The sequence below is a fragment of the Myxococcus dinghuensis genome (assembly GCF_024198235.1).
Lineage (GTDB): Bacteria > Myxococcota > Myxococcia > Myxococcales > Myxococcaceae > Myxococcus > Myxococcus dinghuensis.
Window position 1 is genome coordinate 1 of the sequence record NZ_JAKCFB010000065.1, and the last position, 22,133, is coordinate 22,133.

Below are 22,133 nucleotides of genomic sequence, written 5' to 3' on the forward strand. Positions count from 1 at the left end.
CCGCTCCTCGCGGTCACGAGGAGCGACCTCAGCCCTGGGAGCCCGCCTCCGGAGCCGGCCCAGTTTCAACCCACGCTCCTCGCGGTCACGAGGAGCGACGATGGCGGACGTCCGCCGGTCCATCGCCGAGCTGTTTCAACCCACGCTCCTCGCGGTCACGAGGAGCGACTGAGGCTGGGGTTGTCCTCCAGCTTCGAGGGGACGTTTCAACCCACGCTCCTCGCGGTCACGAGGAGCGACCGGCGGCCCGTCCATCATTCTCTGGCTGGTCAAGTCGTTTCAACCCACGCTCCTCGCGGTCACGAGGAGCGACTGCGAGTCTCACCTGAGACGCGGGAGACCATCGCAGTTTCAACCCACGCTCCTCGCGGTCACGAGGAGCGACTCGCCACCCTGTCCCCTCAGGCGCAGGAGAGCCCCGTGTTTCAACCCACGCTCCTCGCGGTCACGAGGAGCGACGGGGCATCCGCTGTCGCTCATGGTGCTCCTCGCGTTTCAACCCACGCTCCTCGCGGTCACGAGGAGCGACCCGAGCTTCGCGACAGCAACCAGGTTCGCGCTCACGTTTCAACCCACGCTCCTCGCGGTCACGAGGAGCGACCGGTTCACCGCCGCGAGCCGCAACGGATTCACATCGGGGTTTCAACCCACGCTCCTCGCGGTCACGAGGAGCGACCCTGGAGCGCGGGTATCTTGGTGGGCTACGCGTTGTTTCAACCCACGCTCCTCGCGGTCACGAGGAGCGACAACGACGCGGCAACCTTGCGCAGGGCACGCGACGAGTTTCAACCCACGCTCCTCGCGGTCACGAGGAGCGACCGGCATGGCGATGCGTACCGTGGAGCTGACCGAGGTTTCAACCCACGCTCCTCGCGGTCACGAGGAGCGACATCAATCAGGCGAATGTGGACAAGTGGGGCCTCTATGTTTCAACCCACGCTCCTCGCGGTCACGAGGAGCGACGCAGTTGCCATGTCCTTCCTCACATACGGCCACGGTTTCAACCCACGCTCCTCGCGGTCACGAGGAGCGACGGGGCTGCGCGGTGGAGTCGCTCAAGCTGGGCGTGTTTCAACCCACGCTCCTCGCGGTCACGAGGAGCGACTGCTGCCGCCCGTCTTCTCCTTCATGTCGGCCATGTTTCAACCCACGCTCCTCGCGGTCACGAGGAGCGACTGGGACTTCGACGGCGCGACTGCTCTTCTCCGAGTTTCAACCCACGCTCCTCGCGGTCACGAGGAGCGACAGACCACCATGCCTCCCTCACGGCAGACGACGCTGTTTCAACCCACGCTCCTCGCGGTCACGAGGAGCGACAATACCTCGCGTGAGACTTGGGCCGGGCCGGCGTGTTTCAACCCACGCTCCTCGCGGTCACGAGGAGCGACAATACCTCGCGTGAGACTTGGGCCGGGCCGGCGTGTTTCAACCCACGCTCCTCGCGGTCACGAGGAGCGACTATGGAGGTGCTGGTCGCCATCGACACCCGCGCGTTTCAACCCACGCTCCTCGCGGTCACGAGGAGCGACACGAGGCCACGCGGTCATCGGATTTGACGAGCTGCAGTTTCAACCCACGCTCCTCGCGGTCACGAGGAGCGACAGCGGCGGCGAGGCCACGGACCGCGAGGACGGTTTCAACCCACGCTCCTCGCGGTCACGAGGAGCGACAGCGGCGGCGAGGCCACGGACCGCGAGGACGGTTTCAACCCACGCTCCTCGCGGTCACGAGGAGCGACCGGTGCCGCACCAGCACCGCACGCACCCAACGGAGTTTCAACCCACGCTCCTCGCGGTCACGAGGAGCGACCTCCTGTGTGAGTCAGGCCAGCCTATCCGGGATTGTTTCAACCCACGCTCCTCGCGGTCACGAGGAGCGACTCTGCCCGTGCAACCTACCATGGGGACTCGGGAATCCGGCCGGTTTGCGCGAACCCCTCCCGGCGCGTCCCCACTCCGTCCCCGTCTCCATCGCTCCACACCTTCAACCCATGAAGACTATTGGAGATTTCAAAGAGCGCGAACCCTCGACGGAGGCCACACCGGGACAGGTTCGCGCGCGTCCGAGAGGAAGCGCGCAACCAGCCTACAGGATGAGGGGTCCTTCGACATCCAGCGGCACTCGGGCACCAGGGTGCTCGGTCTTCCGAGTGACGTTCTCACGCAGGCAATAGAACCGCCGGCTGTCGCTCTCTCGTCCATCTCGTCGAGCAGGCAAGCACGCTGCAGCACGACTCAGCTCCTTGGGCTCCTGCACGGACTCGAAGGCCGAGGACCGCAAACACTGCGGAGCCTGGGCGGGCCCCCTGAGCCCGACACCTTCACGTCGTCGCACCCGAGCACCAAGACCTTCCGCATCCCGCATACCGCCCTGCGAAGCCGCCATGTCGCTGCCGCCAACGTGTTTGCCTGACACTCCTCCTCCGGCAGCGAGCCCCCCTGGAACACCGCAATCTCTACCCGTCATCCCATGGATGCGGACGGCGCTCCCATCCCCCCTGGGTGGTATGTCCGCCTGGATTCGCCGCTGATAGGAATTGACCACCTGGGGCAAGAAGACCCTCGCGTCCTTTCCTCTGCACCGAGGCTGGCGAGCCGACCTCCCTGCCCCACCAGTCTGCCCCCGAGCCAACCGGGAGACGTGTGTCGTGCGTGCTCCTCGCCGGGGCACGCTCAGGAGGCGTGTATGCACAGGAAGCGATGCTGTCGGGCCGCGCTGCTGCTCTTGCTGCTGTCCACGGTGGGCTGGGCTTCGGCGCCCTCCAGCTCCGAAGAAGGGTCACCGTCGTCTCCCCCGAGCAGGTGGTACTCCCTGATGCGCCTCGAGGCGACGACGCTGGCATTCCTGCCCCGCGGAGGCCTGGGGGAGACCGAGGGCTTCGCCCAGCTCGAACCCACGTTCATCCTCGATGGTGGCCCCGGATTCGGCGTCAACGTGGGCGCCCCCGTGCGCTTCCGCATGTGGAGCGAAGGAGGCCGGACAACGCGGGTCCGTCATGAGGATTGGGACACGCTGTCGGACTGGGGCCAGCTCGTGCGGGGCCTCAAGCTCGGCTCGGGCGACGCACCGTTGACGATGTGGTTCGGCCCGCTGGAGGAACACAGACTCCTCTCCGGGCATCTGGTCCGCCGCTACTCCAACCGCACGAATCCGGACTACCACCCGGCCGGGGGTATCATCACCGCCGCGGTGGGGCCGCTCTACACGGAAGCCTTCACCTCGGACGTGCTGGGCGCGCGCCTGCTGGGCGCGGAACTCGCCCTGGATGTCGAGCACCTCCTCTTCGGGCAGCCAGCACAGCAAGGGCGGTACACGCTGGCGCTGTCAGCAGTCCATGACTGGGGGCGGGCAGGAGGGCGCGCGCCCTCGGTGACGCTGGCGCATCTGGACGCGACGGCCGGCATGTGGTTGCGGCCCGACCATGAGGCCTACCTGATTGCCGGTTGGGGTGGACAGCCTGGCGAGGGGGGCGCGTGGGGGGCTGTCGTGGGAGCCGGGCTCGACGTACTCACGAAGCGGCTCCGCCTTCGGCTGCGGCTGGAGGCGAGGCATCAGCGTGGCGGCTTCCGACAGGGCTTCATCGGTGCGGACTACGAACTGGCCCGATTCCAGGCGGCCGGCCCTGACGGCCTTCCGCTCGCGGACTCACCCTTTCCGGATGGCTACTCCGCGTTCGGCGAGCTGGAGGTGAGCTGGGACGCGGTCAGCTATGGGGGGCTCTACAGGCACTTGAATCTGTCCCTGGGCGCGGAGACCTTCTCGTGGGGGCGAGTCGACATCGATGGCCGCGTGGCCATGCAGCTCTTCGCGCGCAGCCTGGAAGTCGCGTTGAAGGGACTCGCGATGGGCACCGGCAAGCCGGGAGCTCGGTACCTGGGCGCGGCGGAGGTCCGCTGGCGATTCCTGAGCGGGAAGCTCTACGCGATGGGAACAGGCGGCACGCTCTTGTTCCCCACGGCCGAGGGCACCTTGCGGCCTGGAGCCTTCGCCTCGATGGGCCTGGGGGTGGACAATGCGCGCTGACGCCCTGCTCCTGGCCATGGCACTGCTGACCACGGGATGCGCCTCGGTGACGCAGCCCTCCGGCCCCTTCGCGGGCTCCGATGCGCGGCAACGGCTGTGGCGACATGCGGGGCCACGGGACGATGCGACGCTCGCGGGTCCAGGCAATGGGGCGGGCGCTGTCGGGGGCGGTGAGCGGAACGCCGCGCTCACACGCCAAGCCATCCTCGAGTCCATCGATGAAACGAAGGGCTCGCTCGAGGACATCCAGTCGACGCTCTCCAAGCTGCGCGAGCGTGCGCCCGTCTTCAATGGCAGGCGCCTCGGGAGTGGCGTGTTCACACGCTATCTCGACCACGGCGCCGGGCAGGTGACATGGATGCGAGGCGCGCTCGGAAGCGCGACCACGTTGACGGGCGTGGCTTCGGAGGTAGGCGATGCGGGCCTGCAGTGGGGACTCCTGCGAATGACGGGACCACGGCTCCAGGCCGCGATGTTCGGCACCCTCTTGCTGGCGACCTGGGTCGACTTCCTCCAGCTCTCCGACGCCCTCCTCCGGGAGTGCCCGATGTGCAGCGACGAAAAGGTGTTCGCGGACCTCCACCGCGTCCAGACCTTGATGGAGCCCACGCTTTCGGACCTCTCCGCCCTGGACACGGAGCGTGTCGAGGCGGCCGCGCTCGAGGTGCCCCAACTGATGGGGAAGCTGAGCCGCGAGTTCAACGCGATTCACGCGAACGCCCGGTCCGCGATGGAGCAAGGAGGCAAGGTCGGGGTGGCGGCGCAGGTGTTGGAGATGCCCGCCATGCTCTCCACGCTGAAGCTGACGACACCCCGGCCTCCTGCCTCCGCGCCAGCGACGCTCGGGGAGGGCCTCGTCATGAGTGCGGGGGGCGTCATGGCGGGCTCGCGCATCGTCGTCTCCGCGGAGTGGGTGGAGATGATGCGGAGGCTCGTGCAAGCGGGAGTCCTCTCCATTCCCGTGGTGAGCGCGGCAGTCCGAATCCATGGCGGGCAGGTGCTGATGGCGCAAGCACCTCGAGACCTGCCCGGGGACGTGCGCGAAGCGCTGGGGGACAGCCCCGAGGTGCGCGGCATGCACGTCACCAACAAGGCCAAGGCGGGCATGCCCGAGGCCCCGAAGCACCACGTCCTGCCGAAGGAACACCGCGAGTGGTTCGAGCAGCGTGGCTTCACGGGCGACCTGGACATCGACCAGTTCTGCGTTCGACTGGAGCAGGCGCACCACGAAGCGATTCACGGTGGGGGCAACTGGCGCTTGGGGCGCACCTGGCCCGGGGAGTGGAACCAGTTGGTCATGCGTGCGCTCCGGAATGCTGAACTCAGGGCCGGCCGGATGTTGACGTCGCGTGAGGTCCTGGAGATCGTCGCGGAGCGGATGACGGACTACAGGGTCCCGATGAACTTCTCTTCCGGGAGAGGACCATGAGTGGCGGAGAGGCCTGGCGGGGCGACATCCAGGCACGCCTCGACGCGCGAGTTCGTGAGCGAGGCTACGACTCGCTCACCGCCTTCGCCGAAGCACGCCCCGCCGTTCCGCTCCATGCCCTGGCCGACGAGCTCGGCAACGACGTCGCCGCCGTGCAGGTGTTGAGCGGTCTGCTCGCGGAGGCGGAACAGCGCCAGGAGGTCACGCGCTTCGTCCGCGATGTCCTCGCGCGCATGTTGTCCCAGGGTCTCTCCGACGGTTGGCCCGCCGTGCTGGACGATGCGAACCGTTTCAAGGTCGCCAAGGCGCTTGGCGCATGGTCCGCATACACCCCTGAGACCCACGAAGAGCGCGCCCAACGGGTCGGAGACGCGCTCCTCGCCAATCCACCCCCCGCGGGATGGCGTCCGCTCGGCCCCGACGATGCGCTCCTCCGGAGGCTTCTTCCAGACGACGAACCCTGACACCCCTGTTCGTGGCGGAAGGCCCCGTCCAAGGAACCGCGGAACATGAGATGGTCGGCCCGCCGTCGCCGACCGCCAGGGGGAGAGCGTGATGACAGGAACAGTGGACATGGAGCGTATCGGTCTCCGGGGAAGCTGCGCGTGGCTTCTCCGTCGGGTGTCTTGCCTCGTGCTGCTCATCCTCGTGACCGCGGTCCCAGGGCCTGGCTTCGCCCAGACGCCACCGCCCCTCTCCGCCGGAAAGGGAGCGGGCGATGCGGGGACAGCGGCACCTGTGGTTTCGCCACCGAAGCCATGGGTCTGTCCCTCCGAGCGACGCGTCACGGTGGTGCCGCAGGCGTTGAAGAAGCAGTTGGGAGCCGCGACGACGACGGCCGAGGTGAAGAAGCTGCTCGCCCCCCTCCAGCTCGGACTCCCGTGGGATGCGGAGGCGTGCACGAAGGCGGAGACTCCCGCGGCCGTGAAGCTCGATGTCTTCCGTGCCCGCATCATCTCCGCGGATACGGAGGATCTCGTCCTCCAGGCGCGAGGGAAGGTCTGTGAATATCTGACGTTGCTCGCCGGCGCGGTGCTGCATCCGCTCGGGGAGAAGAACACCTATTGCCTCACGAAGATGCCCTTCCTGCCGGGAATGGAGACGTCGTACTCGAACTTTCCTCCAGAGGCCGTCTTCGCGTTCGAGAACCTCACCGACCCGGTGCGACAGGCCTTCAAGGTCGACGCCCATCAGGGCGACGTACACGGAGAAAGCAACGCGATTTCATTCTGGGAGGCAGAGGCGGGCTCGCTGGTCGAACTCTTCAAGCTGGAGTGGACCGACGGTGCGTTCACCGTGTTCAGCAGCTCCTCCGAAGTGACCATCCGCGTGGAGGGAAAGGAGTTCCCTCGCCAGCTCCGACTCGAGGAAGCGACCCGGAGCTGCGGGACACAGACCACGCTGCCCTCGGGTGAACTGGTCGTCGACTCGGAATGCTCCGAGGCATCGAGCGAGTCGGTCTATTGCTACAAGCGCACGAGGCCTGACGTCCCCGCCGCCTACGAGAAGTGTGGAGAGCGGCGCTCCCTCGACTGACACACGCCCCGCGGTCCCCGGTCCAATCCCAAACATCCCGCCACGCAATCCCTCTCCAGGGGTGCGCAGGGTCCGCCCCGTGCCCGCCCCTCCCCACGGGTCTCCTCGACCTTCCCACAGTCAACCCAGGAGCGGCCGTTCCACCGGCCCCCTCCCCGCCTGCCCAGACGCCGCGAGGACGCGTGGCCAGATTCGGGCGATGCCGCAGCTCGTCATGAGGCGGCGCAAACGAACCGGGACGTGAATCCCGCGGCGCAAGGCGCAAGGAAGGAGCCCCCGTGCTCGATACCCAGACTTCTGTTGGCGGATCCCCTCTCCACCTCGACCGCAAGCACCTGCTGAAGGAGGCGATGCGGGTCATCCCCGAGGCCTTCGACGAGCGCGGCCGCCTGCTCTCCCCGGTGGCGGGAGCATGGGTCCGCCCGCCCGCCTGGTTCGGCGCGAGGTCGCCCATCGACGGCCAGGTCATCGCCGAGCTGCCGCAGCTCGACGCCAACCAGGCCGCCGCCGCCGTGGAGGCCGCCGCGGACGAGTTCATCCCCTGGTCCCACCTCCCGCTCTCCGAGCGCGCCCTCGCCGTCTCCCAGGCCGTCACCCTGCTCCACCAGCACCGTGACCTGCTCGTCCGCGTGCTCGCCTGGGACATCGGCAAGACGCTGCCCACCGCGTCCAACGACGTCGACCGCTGTCTGGCCGGCATCGCGTGGTACCTGGAGAACATGGCGCCCATGATGGAGGGCCGCGCCCCGCTCGGCCTGGTCTCCAACATCGCCTCCTGGAACTACCCGTTCTCCGTCCTCCTCCTGAACGTCCTCGTCCAATCCCTGGCGGGCGACTCCGTCATCGCCAAGATTCCCACCCAGGGTGGCGGCGTCAGCCTCACCCTCGCCTTCGCGCTGCTGCGCCGGGCCCACCTGCCCGTGTCGCTCGTGGGCGGACGCGGCAAGGACCTCTCCGAACCGCTCGTCGCCCACGACCGCATCGCGGGCGTCGCCTTCATCGGCGGGCGCGCCAACGGCGGCGAGGTCCACCGCCGCCTCAAGGCCTGCAACAAGCGCTATGCCCTGGAGATGGAGGGCGTCAACGCCTACGCCATCACCCACTTCTCCGACTGGGACTCGCTCGGGAAGCAGATTCGCGCGGGCTTCGACTTCGGCAAGCAGCGCTGCACCGCGTACACCCGCTGGGTCGTCGAGAAGTCCCTCGTCCCCCGCTTCGTGCGCACGTACATCGACGCCGTGTCGGACCTGCGCGTCGGCCACCCGCTGCTCGACCGCCACGTCGACTTCGGCCCGCTCATCTCCGCGTCCAAGGTGAAGGAGCTGCGCGGCCACCTCGACGCCGCCCAGGCCGACGGCGCCCGCGTCCTCTTCCAGGGCCAGCTCGCCGAGGACGCCTTCCACGACGGCCAGGACCGGGGCGCGTACATCCCGCCCACCCTCCTGTTCGGCGTGAACACCCAGAGCGAGCTCTACCTGCGCGAGCCCTTCGGCCCCGTGGACGTGCTCATCTCCGCGGACTCCGAGGAGGCGCTCATCGCCGAGGCCAACGTCTCCGACGGCGCGCTCGTCGCCTCCGTCGCCGCGGACGACCCGTCGCTCGCCCAGCGCATCGCCTCGCGCCTCCACGCCTTCAAGGTCGGCATCAACAAGCTGCGCTCCCGCGGCGACCGCGAGGAGTCCTTCGGCGGCAAGGGCGGCTCGTGGGCCGGCGCCTTCGTGGGCGGCACGCACCTGGTCCGCGCCTTCACCGACGGGCCCCACCCGCTCGAAGGCAACTGGTGACACCCCCGCGCGTGGCCCCATGCGACACGGGGCCACGCGCACCCCCCGCGAGCGAATCCAGGGAGTTGCCGCCCCCAGGGGTGGGACGCCGCGGACCCGTGACACACGCCATTGCCAGTCATTGACGCGGCGCGGTTAAGCTCCGCCCCCATGAACCGCGAATACCACCGCTGGCACAGCACCCGGCTGCACCGGGACATGGAGCTCCTGCTCTTCGGCCACTCGGGAGAGCCGGTGCTGCTCCTGCCCACCAGCCGTGGACGCTTCTTCCAGGCGGAGGACTTCGGCCTCATCGGCGCCATCGCCGACCGCATCCAGTCCGGGCGCTACGTCGTGGTGTGCCCCGACTCCGTCGACGACGAGTCCTGGTTCAACAAGGCCGTGCACCCGCACGACCGCGTCGCGCGCCACGCGGAGTGGGAGCAGTACCTCATCCACGAGGTGGTCCCCCTCCTCCAGAGCCGCGCCACCGGCGGTCGCCTCACCCTGGCCGGGTGCAGCTTCGGCGGCTTCCACACGTACAACGTGGGCCTGCGCCACCCGCACGTCTTCCAGCGCCTCTTGTCCATGGGCGGCAAGTTCGAGACGGACGAGTTCCTCGACGGCCACCACGACCCGGACGTCTACTTCCACTCCGCCACGCAATGGCTGCCCAACGTCAGCGACGGCGCGCAGCTCTCCGCGCTCCAGCGCATGGAGATGGTGCTCGCCGTGGGGGAGCACGACTTCTGCCGTCCCTCCAACGAGCACCTGTCCAACCTGCTGTGGAAGAAGGACATCGCCCACCAGCTCGCCGTCTGGCAGGGCGGCAACCACGACTGGCCCGTGTGGCGGCAGATGATTCAGCAGTACCTGCCCTGGTAGCCGCGAAGCCCTCGCGGGCGCCCGCTCACGACTCCAGCGGGCGCAGCGTGCCGGCGCTCATCTTGTTGAAGCGCCACAGCAGCGCCACCGCCACGGTGATGAGGCCCGCGCACAGGCCCCACCAGATGCCGAGCACGCCCAGCCCCGCCTTGAAGCCCAGGAAGAGCGTCAGCGGCAGCCCCACGACGTAGTGCCCCACCATGTTGGCCAGGAAGGTGAAGCGCGTGTCCCCCACGCCGCGCAGCACGCCCGCGCCCACCCCCTGCACCCCGTCGAAGACCTGGAAGAGGGCGCTGACCATCAGCAGCGGCACCGCCAGCGGCAGCACGTCGTCCGGCGCGCCCGCCAGCTTCGCCAGCGCCGTGGGGAAGCACGCGAACACCAGCGCGCCCAGCGCCATGAAGCCCGCGCCTCCCGCGAAGGCCATGAAGCCGCTGCGCCGGGCCCTCGGCGAATCATGCGCCCCCACCGCCCAGCCCACCCGCACGCTGCCCGCGTTGCCGATGCCCACCGCGATGGTGAAGGTGACGCTCGAGAAGGAGATGGCGATCTGATGCGCGCCCACGCTCGCCGGCCCCAGCCCCGCGGCCAGCACGCCCGCCAGCGCGAAGACGCCAATCTCCGCCGCGATGTGCAGCCCGATGGGCACCCCCACCCGCGCCGCCTGCGCCAGGTCCGCCCACACCGGCGCTCGCGAGGGCCGCGCGTCCGGCGTCGCGCTCGACGACGACATGGCGAACACCACCACGGCCAGTTGGAGCGCCGTGCACAGCGACGTCGCCAGCGCCGAGCCCGCCACGCCCATGGCCGGAATCGCCCGCAGCGGCCCGAAGAACTCCGGCAACACCCCGCCGCCGAACACCAGCAGGATGTCCCCGCCCAGGTTGAGGACGTTGGCCAGCACCGTCGCCACCACGAGCGGCCGCGTGGTGGCCGTGGCCTGGAAGTACGAGCGCATCGTCATGAACGCCAGCATCAGCGGCATGCTCGGCGCGCGCCACACCAGGTAGTCCCAGGCCCCGGCGATCTCCGCCTCGCCCACGCCCGCCAGCGGCAGCAGCCGCGGGGACAGCAGCAGCAGGCTCCCGAGCACCAGCCCGGCGAACAGCGACATCCACCCGCCCTGCCACAAGAGGGCCCGCGCCCGGGACGGGTTGCGCGCCCCCACCGCCTGGGACAGGAGCGGGTCGAAGCCCATCATCAGCCCCATGCCGAAGCCGCTCACGGCGAAGAACAGGCCGTTGCCCAACCCCACCGACGCCAGCGCCAGCGTGCCCGCACGCCCCACCACCAGCGTGTCGACCAGGCCCATGAGCGCCTGGCCTCCCTGGGCGATGGCGATGGGGACCGCCAGCTTCATCAGCGCCCGGAACTCGGCGCGATAGGAGCCTTGGACTTCACCAGGAACGGGGGCGACGGCGGTAGACATGGCGGCCCGGGGCTATAGCGCCTTCCGGGATGGATTGCGCCACCGCGAGCGACGCCCCGCCGCTCGCCGACCTGACCCGCGCGCCCAACCCCGGAAGTCCGGAGCCGGGCGCGCGCGTCAACACCGCATCACGGCGTGGGGGCCTGGAAGAGCGTGGTGGCCAGCGGCGTCTGGAGCGACTCCAGCTTCGCCACGCGCACGCCCGCGTCGGTGATGGCGTACACGTAGTCGTCCGCCATCACGCTGCGGCGCACCTGCGGCTGCCAGTTCCAGGACCACTGCGGGTTGTCGAGCGTCCGGTACACGTCCCCCATGGAGACGGAGCCCACCGGCGAGAAGCCCGTGGCGGTGTCCACCCGGAAGACCAGCAGGTCGCTGCGGAAGCCGGACCAGTAATCCGTGGGGCTGTAGATGAAGTCCGTGAAGGGGATGGCCAGCAGCTTCTTCTCCGCGAAGTAGTTGAAGGCCTTGTGCTCGTAGAGCGCCTCGCTGTAGCTGCTCATCGACCCCAGGCGGTGGGTGAACGTCTCCTTCGGGTGCGCCAGGTCCGACACGTCGAACAGCGACAGCTTGAGGGCGCGGTTGGTCCAGGTGCCGTCCTCGTTGCGGTCCTCGCCGAGCGTCAGCAGGTGCGTGGTGCCCAGCGGGTGGATGTACGTGGAGAAGCCCGGAATCTTCAGCTCACCCACCTTGCGCGGGTGCGCCGGGTCGCTCAGGTCGAACGTGAACAGCGGGTCCACCTGGCGGAACGTCACGACGTAGCCGCGGTCCCCCACGAAGCGCGCGCTGAAGATGCGCTCGCCCTTGGCCAGGTCCTCGCTGCGCCCCAGCTCCACCAGCTGCCCGTCCTGCTCGCCCAGGGTGACGACGCGGCTGTAGGTCGTCGTGTCGTTGCTGGAGACGGGGGAGGACGGGTCCCAGAGCGACGCGGTGCGCACCGTGGTGGCCACGCGCAGCACGCCCTCGTGTTCGTCCAGGGAGAACTGGTTGACCAGCGTCCCCTCCACCGTGCCGCTGGCCACGTACGTCGTCTTGCCCACCTCGCGGATGTCGAACTTGTGCAGGTAGGAGAAGTCCTTCTGCGCCGCGTCCGTGCGCCACCACCAGTGCGGCGTCGCCAGGTAGAGCGACTCCGCGGAGGCGTAGAGCTGCCCCGGGTACGTCACCACGCTGGTGCGGTCCACCGGCGCCGCGCCCTCGGCCGCGTCCAGGTCCAGCGACAGCACCGTCACGAAGCCCAGGCCCAGCGGCGCGTTGGCGTGGAAGAAGCGGTGGCAGTCCGACGACAGCGGGTGCGACGCCCCGTCCGAGGAGACGTTGCGCCCCTCGGGCCGCCACAGCGCGAGCGTCTGCTCCCGGATGAGCTTCTCGTTCTGGACGATGAGCGCGTCGATGGCCTTGTTCAGCTTGTCCTTGTCCTCGTAGACCTCGCGCGAATAGTCGACCGCCATCTTCACGCCCGCGGGCCAGCGGAACGCGTCCGACAGGACGAAGCGCACCGTCCCGTCCACGCGCCGCGCGCTCAGGTAGTTGCCCGGCAGGTACACCTGCTGGACCACCTGGGGCGAGGCGACCGCGGACACGTCCACCACCGTCACCTTCATCGTGTCGCTGTACGCGTAGCCACAGCCCCGCCCCACACAGCCCGGCGCGGGCATGTCCGCGCCCCCCGTCAGGCCCCCGCCGCGGGTGCCCAGGGAGGGGTAGCCGGGGCGCTCCTCGAAGACCTGCGAGGCGATGACCAGCCGGTGGCGCGCCTCGTCGTAGAGCATCTGCGAGGGCCAGCCCTCGATGTCGAGCGTCGCCGCCAGCGTCAGCTGCTCCGCGGGCCAGGAGCGGTGCAGGTACAGCCTGGTGCCGGACAGCACGAAGATGTGCGTGCCGTCGTTCTGCACGAAGTCCGCCTCGTGCACGCCCTCCACCTGGTTGTTGGTGCCGGTGTGGTTGTCCGGCCCGCGGCTGCCGCCCTCGCCGCCCGACCCGCCGGCGGTGGGCGCGGACGGGGGAATGGCCCCGTCATCCACGGAGAACCAGTAGCCGCCGTTGCGCGTGGACTCGAGGTAGGCGCGCATCTGCTTCGTCGCCGTGTCCTCGATGAACGTCTCCAGCGCCGCGCAGCTGTCGAAGGCCTCCAACCGCGCCTTCATCTGCACCGGCTCGTTCTCCATCTCCGGGTACGTCTTGGACCCCTCACAGCCCGCCACCACCCCCACCACCACACCCATCCACGCGGAGCGCTTCCACTGTCGAATCACGGAGGACCCTCTTTCGTTCTCGTCGGCCCCACCGGGCGCCTGGGGAGGCGCGGAGGCCGCCCCACCGGCCCGGTGGCATCGCGCGGGCCGTGTTGCCACCCTCATGCCAGCGGTGACATGCCCGGGACTCCGGGGCTTCCAGGGGTTTGCGGGCCACGGCCCCTCTCAGAAACCTGAGGCGCGCGGGGGACTGGGAGGGGGAAAACCGTGGGTGCGCGGGACGAAGCGGACGAACTGCTGGGTCAGCGCCGGGTCCATCTTCTCCAGCCGCAGGCCCATGCCGGCCGGGGCGCGGAAGGCGCCGGAGGGCCGGGGCGGGTTGGCCCAGGCCACGGTGGCCTCGGCGGCGCAGGGCGTGCGCTGCCCCGCGAGCAGGACCTTCAGGGCGAGCCGGCTGCCCTCGCGCGCGGGGGTGAGGGTGCGCACGAAGAGGGCGCCGGGGCTGGCGTCGTGGCTGAAGCCCGAGTGCGTGGGGCCGCCGCCCACGGGGGCGAACTCCACCACGGTGAAGAAGGGCACGCGCTCGGCGGCCCGCAGCGGCGTCCGGTCCGGCACCAGCCGCGCCAGCACGCGCGCCAGCAGCTCGTCGGCGCCCAGGTGGCGCTTCTCCAGGAGCGGCGCGCCGCTGAGCGCCTGGGCCCGGGCCAGCACCTCCGCGGACTCCTCCGCGCGCGACAGGAGCACCAGCGGCTTGCGCGGGCCCGTCTCGTGGAGCCGGGCGGCGAGCGCCAGCGCCTCCTTCGGGGCGCGGGAGACGTCGACGAGGAAGCCGTCGAGCTGCGCGGCGTGCTCGGCGGCCAGCCGCTCCGCGTCGTGGGCGTCGCGGGCGTAGAGGACGTGCAACCCCTCCTGCTCCAGCGAGCCCCCGAGGAAGGTGTGCAGGAAGCGCCCGCCCTCCACCAGCAGCACGCGGCGGCCCCGGGGCGGGCCGTCCTTCACGCGCTCGCGCGCGCCGCGCACGGCGACGAGCTTGGCCTGCAGCGCCTCCAGCGTGACGGGCTTGGGCAGGAAGTCGTCCGCGCCCGCGCGCCAGCAGTGCATCACCTCGTGCGGCTCGCCCGCGGAGGTGAACATGATGACGGGCACGTTGCGGCCGGCCGGGTGGGCCTTCACCGCGCGGCACACCTCGTCGCCCTGCATGCGCTCCATGCGCAGGTCCATGAGGATGAGCATGGGCGCGCGCCGCGCCAGCTCCGCCATGCACGCCTCGCCGCCCTCCAGCGTCACCGGCTCGCAGCCCAGCCGCGCCAGGTGCAGCCGCACCACCTCGCGCGCGGTGCGGGAGTCGTCCACCACGAACACGGTCTCGCGCGCGGTGGAGGGAGGGGCGTTCATGGTCAGGCGCGCGGCTCCTGCTTGCCGGACAACAGCTGCGTGAGCTGCCGGGCGATGGCCGCGCACTTCGCCGCGTCCTTGCCCTCCAGCGCGGTGCGCCCGCCGTCGAGCAGCCGCTGCACGGTGCCCACCGCGGCCTCGGCCTCCGGGCTGGGGTTCTCCTGCGCGCTCTTCTGGAGCAGCCGCGCCAGCTTCTCGCCGCGCTCCAGGAGCTTGCGGAACATCTCCTCCGCGCGCCGCGCGTCCACCACGCCCTGCGACTTCGCGTAGCTGGCCTGCTCCGCGCCCAGCTTCTCCGCCTCGCTCTGCGGCAGGCCGGGGCGCGCCTCCAGGCGCACCGTCTCCATGTTGCCGGTGGTCAGGTCCGTGGCCTTCACCGCGAGGATGGCCTCGCCGGACAGCTCGAACACCACCTCCAGCGGCACGTCGCCGCGCGCGGCCACGTGCAGGTTCTTGAGCACCACCTCGCCCAGCTTGTGGTTCTCGTCCTGGAACTCGCTCTCGCCCTGGTACACGGGGATGCGCGCCTCGGACTGGCCCGCCGTGCCGGGGAAGAAGATGTCGCGCGCGACCACGGGCACGCCCGTGTTCTTGGCGATGAGCCGCTTGACGCGTCCGCCCAGCACGCCCACGCCCAGGCTCTGGCTGGCCACGTCGAGCAGCAGCGCCTGCCCCGACTGGCGCAGCAGCTCGTCCGCCTGCACCGCGGCGCCCAGCGCCACGGCCTCGTCGGGGTGCACGTCCGTGGACGGCGCGCGGCCGAAGAAGTCCGCCACCAGCCGGCGCATCAGCGGCACGCGCGTCATGCCGCCCACCAGCAGCACCACGTCCACCGAGCGCGGGTCCATCCTCGCCTCGCGCATCACCGACTCGCAGGCCTCCAGGCACCGGCGCGACAGCGGCTCCGACAGCGTCTCGAAGAACGAGCGCGTGAGCACCGTCTCCAGGTCCGTGGTGCGCTTGCCCTGCCCAGCGTGGTCCCCCAGGCCGGTGACGGAGATGGTCGCCTCCTCGTGCTCGGTCAGCTCGCGCTTGGCCGCCTCCGCCGCGACCTTGAGCCGCCGCAGGCTGGGCGCGTCCTGCGCCACCGCGGCGCGCAGCTCGTCGTCCACCTGGGCCAGCAGCCACTGCACGATGCGCTGGTCGAAGTCCTCGCCGCCCAGCCGCGGATCTCCACCGGTGGCGCGCACCTCGAAGACGCCGGACTTCACGTCGAGGATGGACACGTCGAACGTGCCGCCGCCCAGGTCGAACACCAGCGCGTTGCCCTCGAAGCCGCGCGACAGGCCGTACGCCAGCGCCGCCGCCGTGGGCTCGTTCACCAGGCGCACCACGTCCAGCCCGGCGATGGTGGCCGCCTCGCGCGTGGCCTGGCGCTGGTTGTCGTCGAAGTTGGCGGGGACGGTGATGACGCACTTGGAGACGGGCCGGCCGAAGTGCGCCTGCGCGTCGAGCGCCAGCTCCCCCAGAATCATGGCCGACACCTGCGTGACGGGCAGCACGCGCCCGGCCAGCTTCACGCGCACGTCCCCGGCGGGCCCCGCCACCAGGGGATAGGGCACGAGCGCCTTGGCCTGCTGCACCAGCTCCGGCGTGTAGCGCCGGCCCAGGAAGCGCTTGGTGGCCCACACCACGGAGTCCGGGTGCTCCTCCGACAGCGCCTGCGCGGCCTGGCCCACGACGCGATCGCCGGCCTTGTTGATGCCGAGGACGGAGGGCGTCAGCCGTCCGCCCGCACGCGAGGGGATGAGCCGCGGCCGTCCATCCTCCACGGTGGCCACGGCGCTGTTGGTGGTACCCAGGTCGATGCCGATGACGGGATCATGCATGGGGGCAGTCGGGACCCCCACGCTACGGGTCTTGGCGCCCGCTCGCCAAGCCCCCTCTCACCGGACCTGCTTCCGGGCGGTCGCTTCCTCGACCGCTCCATCGGATATCCCACGAAGGTGGACTCGCGCTCGCCCCCCATGCTAAGGGCGCGCCCGCCATGGTGAACGTGTCCATCGCCCGCCGCTACGCCCGTGCCCTCCTCGACGTCTCCTCGGAGGGTGGCCGCGTCGACGCCATCGCCGAGCAGCTGTCCTCCATCGCGGAGATCTTCGCGAAGAACGCCGAGTTGGCGGACGTGCTGGAGAACCCCGCCTACACCCGCGGCCAGCGCGCCAGCGTGGTGGACGGGGTCATGAAGCTCATCCCCGACCTGGAGCCGGCGCTCGCCAACACCCTGCGCCTGCTGGTGGACCGCAACCGCCAGGGCTACATCGGTGACATCGCCCGCGTCTTCCGCGACATGGCGGACGCCCGCGCCGGCCGCGTGCGCGGCAACGTCACCACCGCCGCCGCGCTCCCCGCGGACGTGCTCGCCCAACTCCAGGACACGCTCCAGAAGCTCACCCAGCGCAACGTCGTCCTCCAGACGCACGTGGACCCCAGCCTGCTCGGTGGCGTCTCCGCCCAGGTGGGCAGCATCCTGTATGACGGCAGCCTGCGCACCCAGCTCGAGCAGCTTCGCCGCGAGCTGAAGCAGCACTAGGAGTCCGGGTCCGACGTCGCGGGTCCTCCGACGTCATCCCGCTGTCCAGGGCAAACCAGTATTTCCCGCTGCCCTGGAGCAGCGCTATACTCAGGTCGCGCGGGAACATGTCCGCGTCCATCGGGCGACCTGAGCATGCCGCAGTCTTCGTTCCTCCGTCTGGCTGGCATCGCGCCCCATGCGACCGCGCCCGAGGAGGCGTGGCCCTTCCTGGGCGCGCTCCTCAACGCGTCGGGTTGTGGCATCGCCCTGTTGGACCGGGAGCTGCGCTCGGTCTGGGTGAATGGCGCGCTGGTGACGCTGGCCGGGCTGGAGCCCCGCGCGCACCTGGGCCGCCCCATCGTGGAGGCGTGGCCGCAAGTGGCCGGCACGCTCGGGCCCCTGCTGTCGCGGGCCCTGTCCGGCGAGGACGTGGGCGAGACGGCGGTGACGACCCCGGGGCTGGACGTCCGGCACCTGCGGCTGGGGCTCGCGCCGGCGCACCAGGCCGGGGTGCTGGCGGGGCTGGTGCTCTGGGTGCGGGACGAGACGGAGCGCGTGCGGAGCGAGCGGCGGCTGCAGGAGCGCGAGACGCACATGCGCAGCCTCGCGGACGTGGCCTGTGACGGGCACTTCCTCCACGAGAACGGCCTGGTGCTGGACGCCAACCGCGGGCTGGCGAGCCTGCTGGGCCACGACTCCCCCCAGGAGTTGATCGGCCACCACCTCATCGAGTGGGTGGCCCCGGAGTTCCGCCCCGCCGTCATGTCCGCGGTGGAGCGCGGGGTGGAGACGCCGTACGAGGTCATCTGCCTGCGCCGCGACGGCCAGCGCATCCCCCTGGAGGTGCTGGCGCGCTACGTGCCGTACGACGGGCGCCAGGTGCGGCTGGCGGCCATCTGGGACATCCGCGGGCGCAAGGCGGCGGAGGAGCGCGCCGCGCACACGGAGCGCTTCCGGGAGCAGCTCCTGGGCGTGGTGGACCAGGACCTGCGCTCGCCGCTGGAGACCATCCAGCGGGGCACCGGCGCCCTGCAGCGGCTGGGCGGCATGGCGGAGCCCCACGAGCGGCTGGTGGGCCACGTGGCGCACGCGGCCCGGCGCATGGAGCGGATGATCCACGAGCTCCTGGACTTCACCCGGGCCCGGCTCTCCGGCGGGCTGCCGGTGCGGCCGGAGCCGGCGCTCCTGGACGAGGTGGTGCGCCGCGTGGTCGAGGAGCGCCGCCAGGCCCACCCCACCCGCCCCCTCCACCTGGAGGCCCGGGGCGACCTGCGGGGCCAGTGGGACGGCGGCCGGCTGGCCCAGCTGGCGGACGCCCTGCTGGGCAGCGTGCTCCAGCACACCCCGGAGACCAGCCCCGTCGTCGTCCGGCTGGGCGGCGCCGTGGGAGGCGTCCACCTGTCCGTCGACAGCGAGGCGCTGAGCGTGCCGGCGCAGGAGCACGCCAGCCTCTTCGAGCCCTTCCGCCGGGGCCGCCCCGCCTGCTCCGAGGGCCTGGGCCTGGGCCTGTTCCTCGCCCGCCAGGTCGCCCAGGCCCATGGGGGCCGGCTCACCGTGGAATCCTCCCAGGGCGGAACCCGCTTCGTCGTCTGGCTGCCCCGCGAGGCCTCCGCGGCCTCCCGCTAGGGGGCGGCGCCGCCTCGGTGGAGGGGTGTGTGAGCGACCCGGCTTACCGGGTTGATAATCCCCTGGGAGCCCCGGATGTCGAGCGCATTGCAGTGGGTGGGGGTGCGTGGTAAGGGGCCCCGACTTCTAAGCTTTGGCGGACCCGAACCGACCCGGCCCGCCCCCTGTTCGAGGACGCAAAACGCCCATGGAAATCCGCGCCGACGAGATCAGCAGAATCATCCGGGAGCAGATCAAGGACTACGGCAAGAAGGTCACCGTCGCGGAGACGGGCACCGTGCTGTCCGTCGGCGACGGTATCGCGCGCATCTACGGCCTCGAGGGCGTGCAGGCCGGTGAGCTGGTGGAGTTCACCAACGGCGTGAAGGGCCTGGTACTCAACCTCGAGGAGGACAACGTCGGCGTCGCCATCATGGGCGACTTCCAGGCCATCCGCGAGGGCGACACCGTCAAGCGCACCCAGCAGATCGCCTCCGTGCCGGTGGGCAAGGGCCTGCTGGGCCGCGTGGTGGATCCGCTCGGCCTGCCGCTGGACGGCAAGGGCGCCATCCAGGCGACGGAGACGCGCCGCCTGGAGGTGAAGGCGCCCGGCATCGTGAAGCGCAAGAGCGTGCACGAGCCGCTGCAGACGGGCATCAAGGCGCTGGACGCGCTGGTGCCGGTGGGTCGTGGTCAGCGCGAGCTCATCATCGGTGACCGCCAGACGGGCAAGACCGCCGTCGCCATCGACACCATCATCAACCAGAAGGGCCTGAACGTTTACTGCATCTACGTCGCCATCGGCCAGAAGCAGTCGACGGTGGCGCAGGTCGTGGAGAAGCTCAACCGCTACGGCGCCATGGAGTACACCACGGTGGTCGCGGCGAACGCCTCCGACCCGGCGCCGATGCAGTTCTTCGCGCCGTACGCCGGCGTGGCCATGGGCGAGTACTTCCGCGACAACAAGATGCACGCCCTCATCATCTACGACGACCTCTCCAAGCAGGCCGTCGCGTACCGCCAGCTTTCGCTGCTGCTGCGCCGCCCGCCGGGCCGCGAGGCGTACCCCGGTGACGTGTTCTACGTGCACAGCCGCCTGCTGGAGCGCGCCGCCAAGCTGTCGGACGAGGAGGGCGCGGGCTCCCTCACCGCGCTGCCCATCATCGAGACGCAGGCCGGCGACGTGTCCGCCTACATCCCGACGAACGTCATCTCCATCACCGACGGGCAGATCTTCCTCGAGACGGACCTGTTCTTCTCCGGCGTCCGCCCGGCCATCAACGTCGGTCTGTCCGTGTCCCGCGTCGGTTCCGCCGCGCAGATCAAGGCCATGAAGCAGGTGGCCGGCTCGATGAAGCTCGACCTCGCCCAGTACCGCGAGCTCGCCGCCTTCGCCCAGTTCGGCTCCGACCTCGACAAGGCCACCCAGGAGACCCTGGCCCGCGGCGCCCGCATGGTGGAGCTGCTCAAGCAGGGCCAGTACGAGCCGCTGCCCGTCGAGCAGCAGGTCATGCAGATCTACGCCGCCACCAACCGCGACGACGCCAAGAAGCGCGGCTGGATTCGCGACATCCCGGTCACCGACGTGGTGCGCTGGATGCGTGAGTTCCTCGAGTTCGCCAACGCGAAGCACCCGAGCGTCGCGAAGGACATCGCCTCCAAGCGCGAGCTCACCAACGACATCAAGGCCGCGCTGAACAAGGCCATCAGCGAGTTCAACGAGGTCTTCCAGCCCACGCCGGGCGCGAAGGTCTAGTCGCCTCCGGCAGGCCCCTCGCGGCCCGCCTCACCGAGCCCCGCGCTCCCTCCCTGGGACGCGGGGCTTCGTGTTTCCGGGGCGCCCACGGTGGAGCGGGCGCCCAGGCACCGTCTTCGTTCAGCGCAGGCGCGACACCACCGCGTGCAGGCTGCGGTCCACGCCACCGCGTGGCCCCAGCAACTCGATGGCCTTCAGCTCGTAGGGCAGCACGTTGGCGCGGGCCACCAGTTGCACGTGCGCGCCCAGCGCCGCGGGCATCGCCAGGTCCAGCTCGAAGATGTCGCCGGCCACCAGCGTCTGGTCCGGCCGCGTGCCGGTGGTGTCCCAGATGCGCTTGAGCGCCTCGAAGTAGCGGCCCCGGCGCAGGTAGATGGGCCGGCGCAGCACGCCGTCCAGCGTCTGCGTCTCCGGCACCGCGTCGAAGCGCGCGTCCGGCGCGTCCGGCGCGTCCAGCAGGAACTTGCGCGCGTCGCCGGACACCTTCAGCCGCTCACGCCCCCTGGGCGCCAGCGTGTCGAGCTTCTTCTCCACCAGGTCGGTGTGCGCGTTGGTGACCACCGTCACCGGGAGGCCCGTGGCCAGCAGCGCCTCCAGCACCTCCTTCGCCTCCGGCTTGAAGGCCGTGGCGGAGTGGACGTAGGCCTCGCGGTACAGCCGCTGCACCACCTCCGAACGCTGGGCCTCGTCCGGGTACAGGCCCAGCCGCTGGATGATGCGGTGGGCCGCCGTCGTCGCCGTCAGGTACGGGTCCGCCGTGGCCGGGGCCACCACCTTGCCCCCCAGGTTCCACCCCAACAGGTCCGCCCCCGCGTACAGCGCCGCGACTTCCTCCTCCCAGACCTGCTCCACCCGCTGCCCCAGCGCCTGGGCCAGCCCGTCACGGAAGTGCAACGAAAAGGGCGCGCTCTCCGCGGCCACGTCCGTGAAGGTCCCGTCGAAGTCCAGCACCACGCAAGCAATCGCCATCAGCCCACCGACTCCCTGAGTTCGAGAAAGGGGGGCGATGACGCCCCGGCCGCGCCTCCGAATCAAGCCCGTGACACGGTTTCGGGCCTGTAAACTTGAGGCTTGCCTGTAAATCCAGGTCGCAGGCGCGCCACCTTGAAGCCTACAGGTGGGGGCTCGCTAGCCTCCCAGGCCACATGGAAGCGACGCAGCAGGACGAGTCGGCGCCCCCGCGCCGCGCGTGGCTGCCCTGGGGCCTGCTCGCCGGAGCGATGGTGCTCGGCGGGACGGGAGCCTGGGCGGGCTCGCGCTCCGTGTCGGCGCTGGTGGAGCGAGGCGAACAGCTCGAGCGGGAGGCGGCCGAGTCCGAGGCCCGGGTCGCCGAGCTCCAGGCCCTGAGGGAGGCCATGGCCCGGCGCCTGCGGGTGCTCGAGCAGCAGCACCAGGAGGCCCAGCAGGCCGCCCTCACCGCCACCACCGCGTGCGCCATCACCGACGGAGCCGCCACCCTGGTGGCGCCGGAGCCCGCCCCTCGCGCCGTCGGCAAGGCCGCCCGGGGCAAGAAGTCCGGCCGCCGCTGAGGGCCCCGCGCCCACGTGGTCTCCCCGTCCACACCCCACCCGGGGCTGTGGACCCGGGGGCAACAGTCCGCGC

15 protein-coding genes and 1 CRISPR repeat array are annotated in these 22,133 nt (G+C 70.6%); of the genes, 10 read left to right on the plus strand and 5 right to left on the minus strand.

Annotated features, from left to right (window positions below):
- The first annotated feature begins 62 nt into the window (after window positions 1-62).
- Window positions 63-1,880: a CRISPR direct-repeat array (repeat unit 37 nt; unit sequence GTTTCAACCCACGCTCCTCGCGGTCACGAGGAGCGAC).
- A gap of 805 nt (window positions 1,881-2,685) precedes the next feature.
- From LZ198_RS40485 to LZ198_RS40510, 6 genes are all read left to right on the plus strand, one after another.
- The gene (locus LZ198_RS40485; protein ID WP_253977528.1) at window positions 2,686-4,023 is read left to right on the plus strand and encodes a hypothetical protein; all 1,338 of its coding nucleotides are present in this window, start codon (window positions 2,686-2,688) and stop codon (window positions 4,021-4,023) included.
- Window positions 4,013-5,452, plus strand: coding sequence for a DUF2380 domain-containing protein (locus tag LZ198_RS40490; protein WP_253977529.1), 1,440 nt, complete (start codon window positions 4,013-4,015; stop codon window positions 5,450-5,452). Before LZ198_RS40485 ends, LZ198_RS40490 begins: the two co-directional genes overlap by 11 nt.
- Window positions 5,449-5,916 carry an NUDIX hydrolase gene (locus LZ198_RS40495; RefSeq protein WP_253977530.1) on the plus strand — a complete coding sequence of 156 codons (468 nt, stop codon included), beginning with the start codon at window positions 5,449-5,451 and terminating at the stop codon, window positions 5,914-5,916. The genes LZ198_RS40490 and LZ198_RS40495 overlap by 4 nt, the downstream gene beginning before the upstream one ends.
- 274 nt (window positions 5,917-6,190) lie before the next feature.
- Entirely contained in the window at window positions 6,191-6,988 is a 798-nt protein-coding gene (locus LZ198_RS40500; protein ID WP_253977531.1) for a hypothetical protein, read from the plus strand.
- A 278-nt stretch (window positions 6,989-7,266) separates the two neighbouring features.
- Window positions 7,267-8,772 (plus strand): aldehyde dehydrogenase family protein, encoded by a 1,506-nt coding sequence (locus tag LZ198_RS40505; RefSeq protein ID WP_253977532.1) that lies wholly within the window; start codon window positions 7,267-7,269, stop codon window positions 8,770-8,772.
- A 150-nt stretch (window positions 8,773-8,922) separates the two neighbouring features.
- The gene (locus LZ198_RS40510) at window positions 8,923-9,636 is read left to right on the plus strand and encodes an esterase family protein (protein WP_253977533.1); all 714 of its coding nucleotides are present in this window, start codon (window positions 8,923-8,925) and stop codon (window positions 9,634-9,636) included.
- Between the two features lie 25 nt (window positions 9,637-9,661).
- On the opposite strand, the gene LZ198_RS40515 is transcribed toward LZ198_RS40510, so the two are convergent.
- The 4 genes from LZ198_RS40515 to LZ198_RS40530 form a co-directional block, all read right to left on the minus strand.
- The gene (locus LZ198_RS40515) at window positions 9,662-11,065 is read right to left on the minus strand and encodes an MATE family efflux transporter (RefSeq protein ID WP_253977534.1); all 1,404 of its coding nucleotides are present in this window, start codon (window positions 11,063-11,065) and stop codon (window positions 9,662-9,664) included.
- A gap of 128 nt (window positions 11,066-11,193) precedes the next feature.
- On the minus strand, window positions 11,194-13,320 hold the full coding sequence (locus LZ198_RS40520) for a beta-propeller domain-containing protein (RefSeq protein ID WP_323383404.1): 2,127 nt from the start codon (window positions 13,318-13,320) through the stop codon (window positions 11,194-11,196).
- Window positions 13,321-13,485: 165 nt separating this feature from the next.
- Window positions 13,486-14,655 (minus strand): TIGR02266 family protein, encoded by a 1,170-nt coding sequence (locus LZ198_RS40525; RefSeq protein ID WP_253977535.1) that lies wholly within the window; start codon window positions 14,653-14,655, stop codon window positions 13,486-13,488.
- 2 nt (window positions 14,656-14,657) lie between these two features.
- Complete coding sequence (locus tag LZ198_RS40530; RefSeq protein ID WP_253977536.1) at window positions 14,658-16,484, minus strand: Hsp70 family protein; 1,827 nt, start codon at window positions 16,482-16,484, stop codon at window positions 14,658-14,660.
- 158 nt (window positions 16,485-16,642) lie between these two features.
- Here LZ198_RS40530 and atpH point away from each other — a divergent pair, with 158 nt between their 5' ends.
- The 3 genes from atpH (at window position 16,643) to atpA (ending at window position 20,531) form a co-directional block, all read left to right on the plus strand.
- Entirely contained in the window at window positions 16,643-17,188 is a 546-nt protein-coding gene (gene atpH / locus LZ198_RS40535) for an ATP synthase F1 subunit delta (protein WP_253977537.1), read from the plus strand.
- Between the two features lie 135 nt (window positions 17,189-17,323).
- Complete coding sequence (locus tag LZ198_RS40540; protein WP_253977538.1) at window positions 17,324-18,796, plus strand: PAS domain-containing sensor histidine kinase; 1,473 nt, start codon at window positions 17,324-17,326, stop codon at window positions 18,794-18,796.
- Between the two features lie 187 nt (window positions 18,797-18,983).
- Complete coding sequence (gene atpA, locus LZ198_RS40545; protein ID WP_253977539.1) at window positions 18,984-20,531, plus strand: F0F1 ATP synthase subunit alpha; 1,548 nt, start codon at window positions 18,984-18,986, stop codon at window positions 20,529-20,531.
- A 120-nt stretch (window positions 20,532-20,651) separates the two neighbouring features.
- Here the strand turns inward: atpA and LZ198_RS40550 are convergent, their stop codons facing one another.
- Window positions 20,652-21,500, minus strand: coding sequence for an HAD family hydrolase (locus tag LZ198_RS40550; RefSeq protein WP_253977540.1), 849 nt, complete (start codon window positions 21,498-21,500; stop codon window positions 20,652-20,654).
- A 176-nt stretch (window positions 21,501-21,676) separates the two neighbouring features.
- Between LZ198_RS40550 and LZ198_RS40555 the strand changes: the two genes are divergently transcribed.
- The gene (locus LZ198_RS40555; protein ID WP_253977541.1) at window positions 21,677-22,060 is read left to right on the plus strand and encodes a hypothetical protein; all 384 of its coding nucleotides are present in this window, start codon (window positions 21,677-21,679) and stop codon (window positions 22,058-22,060) included.
- The last annotated feature ends 73 nt before the right edge of the window (window positions 22,061-22,133 follow it).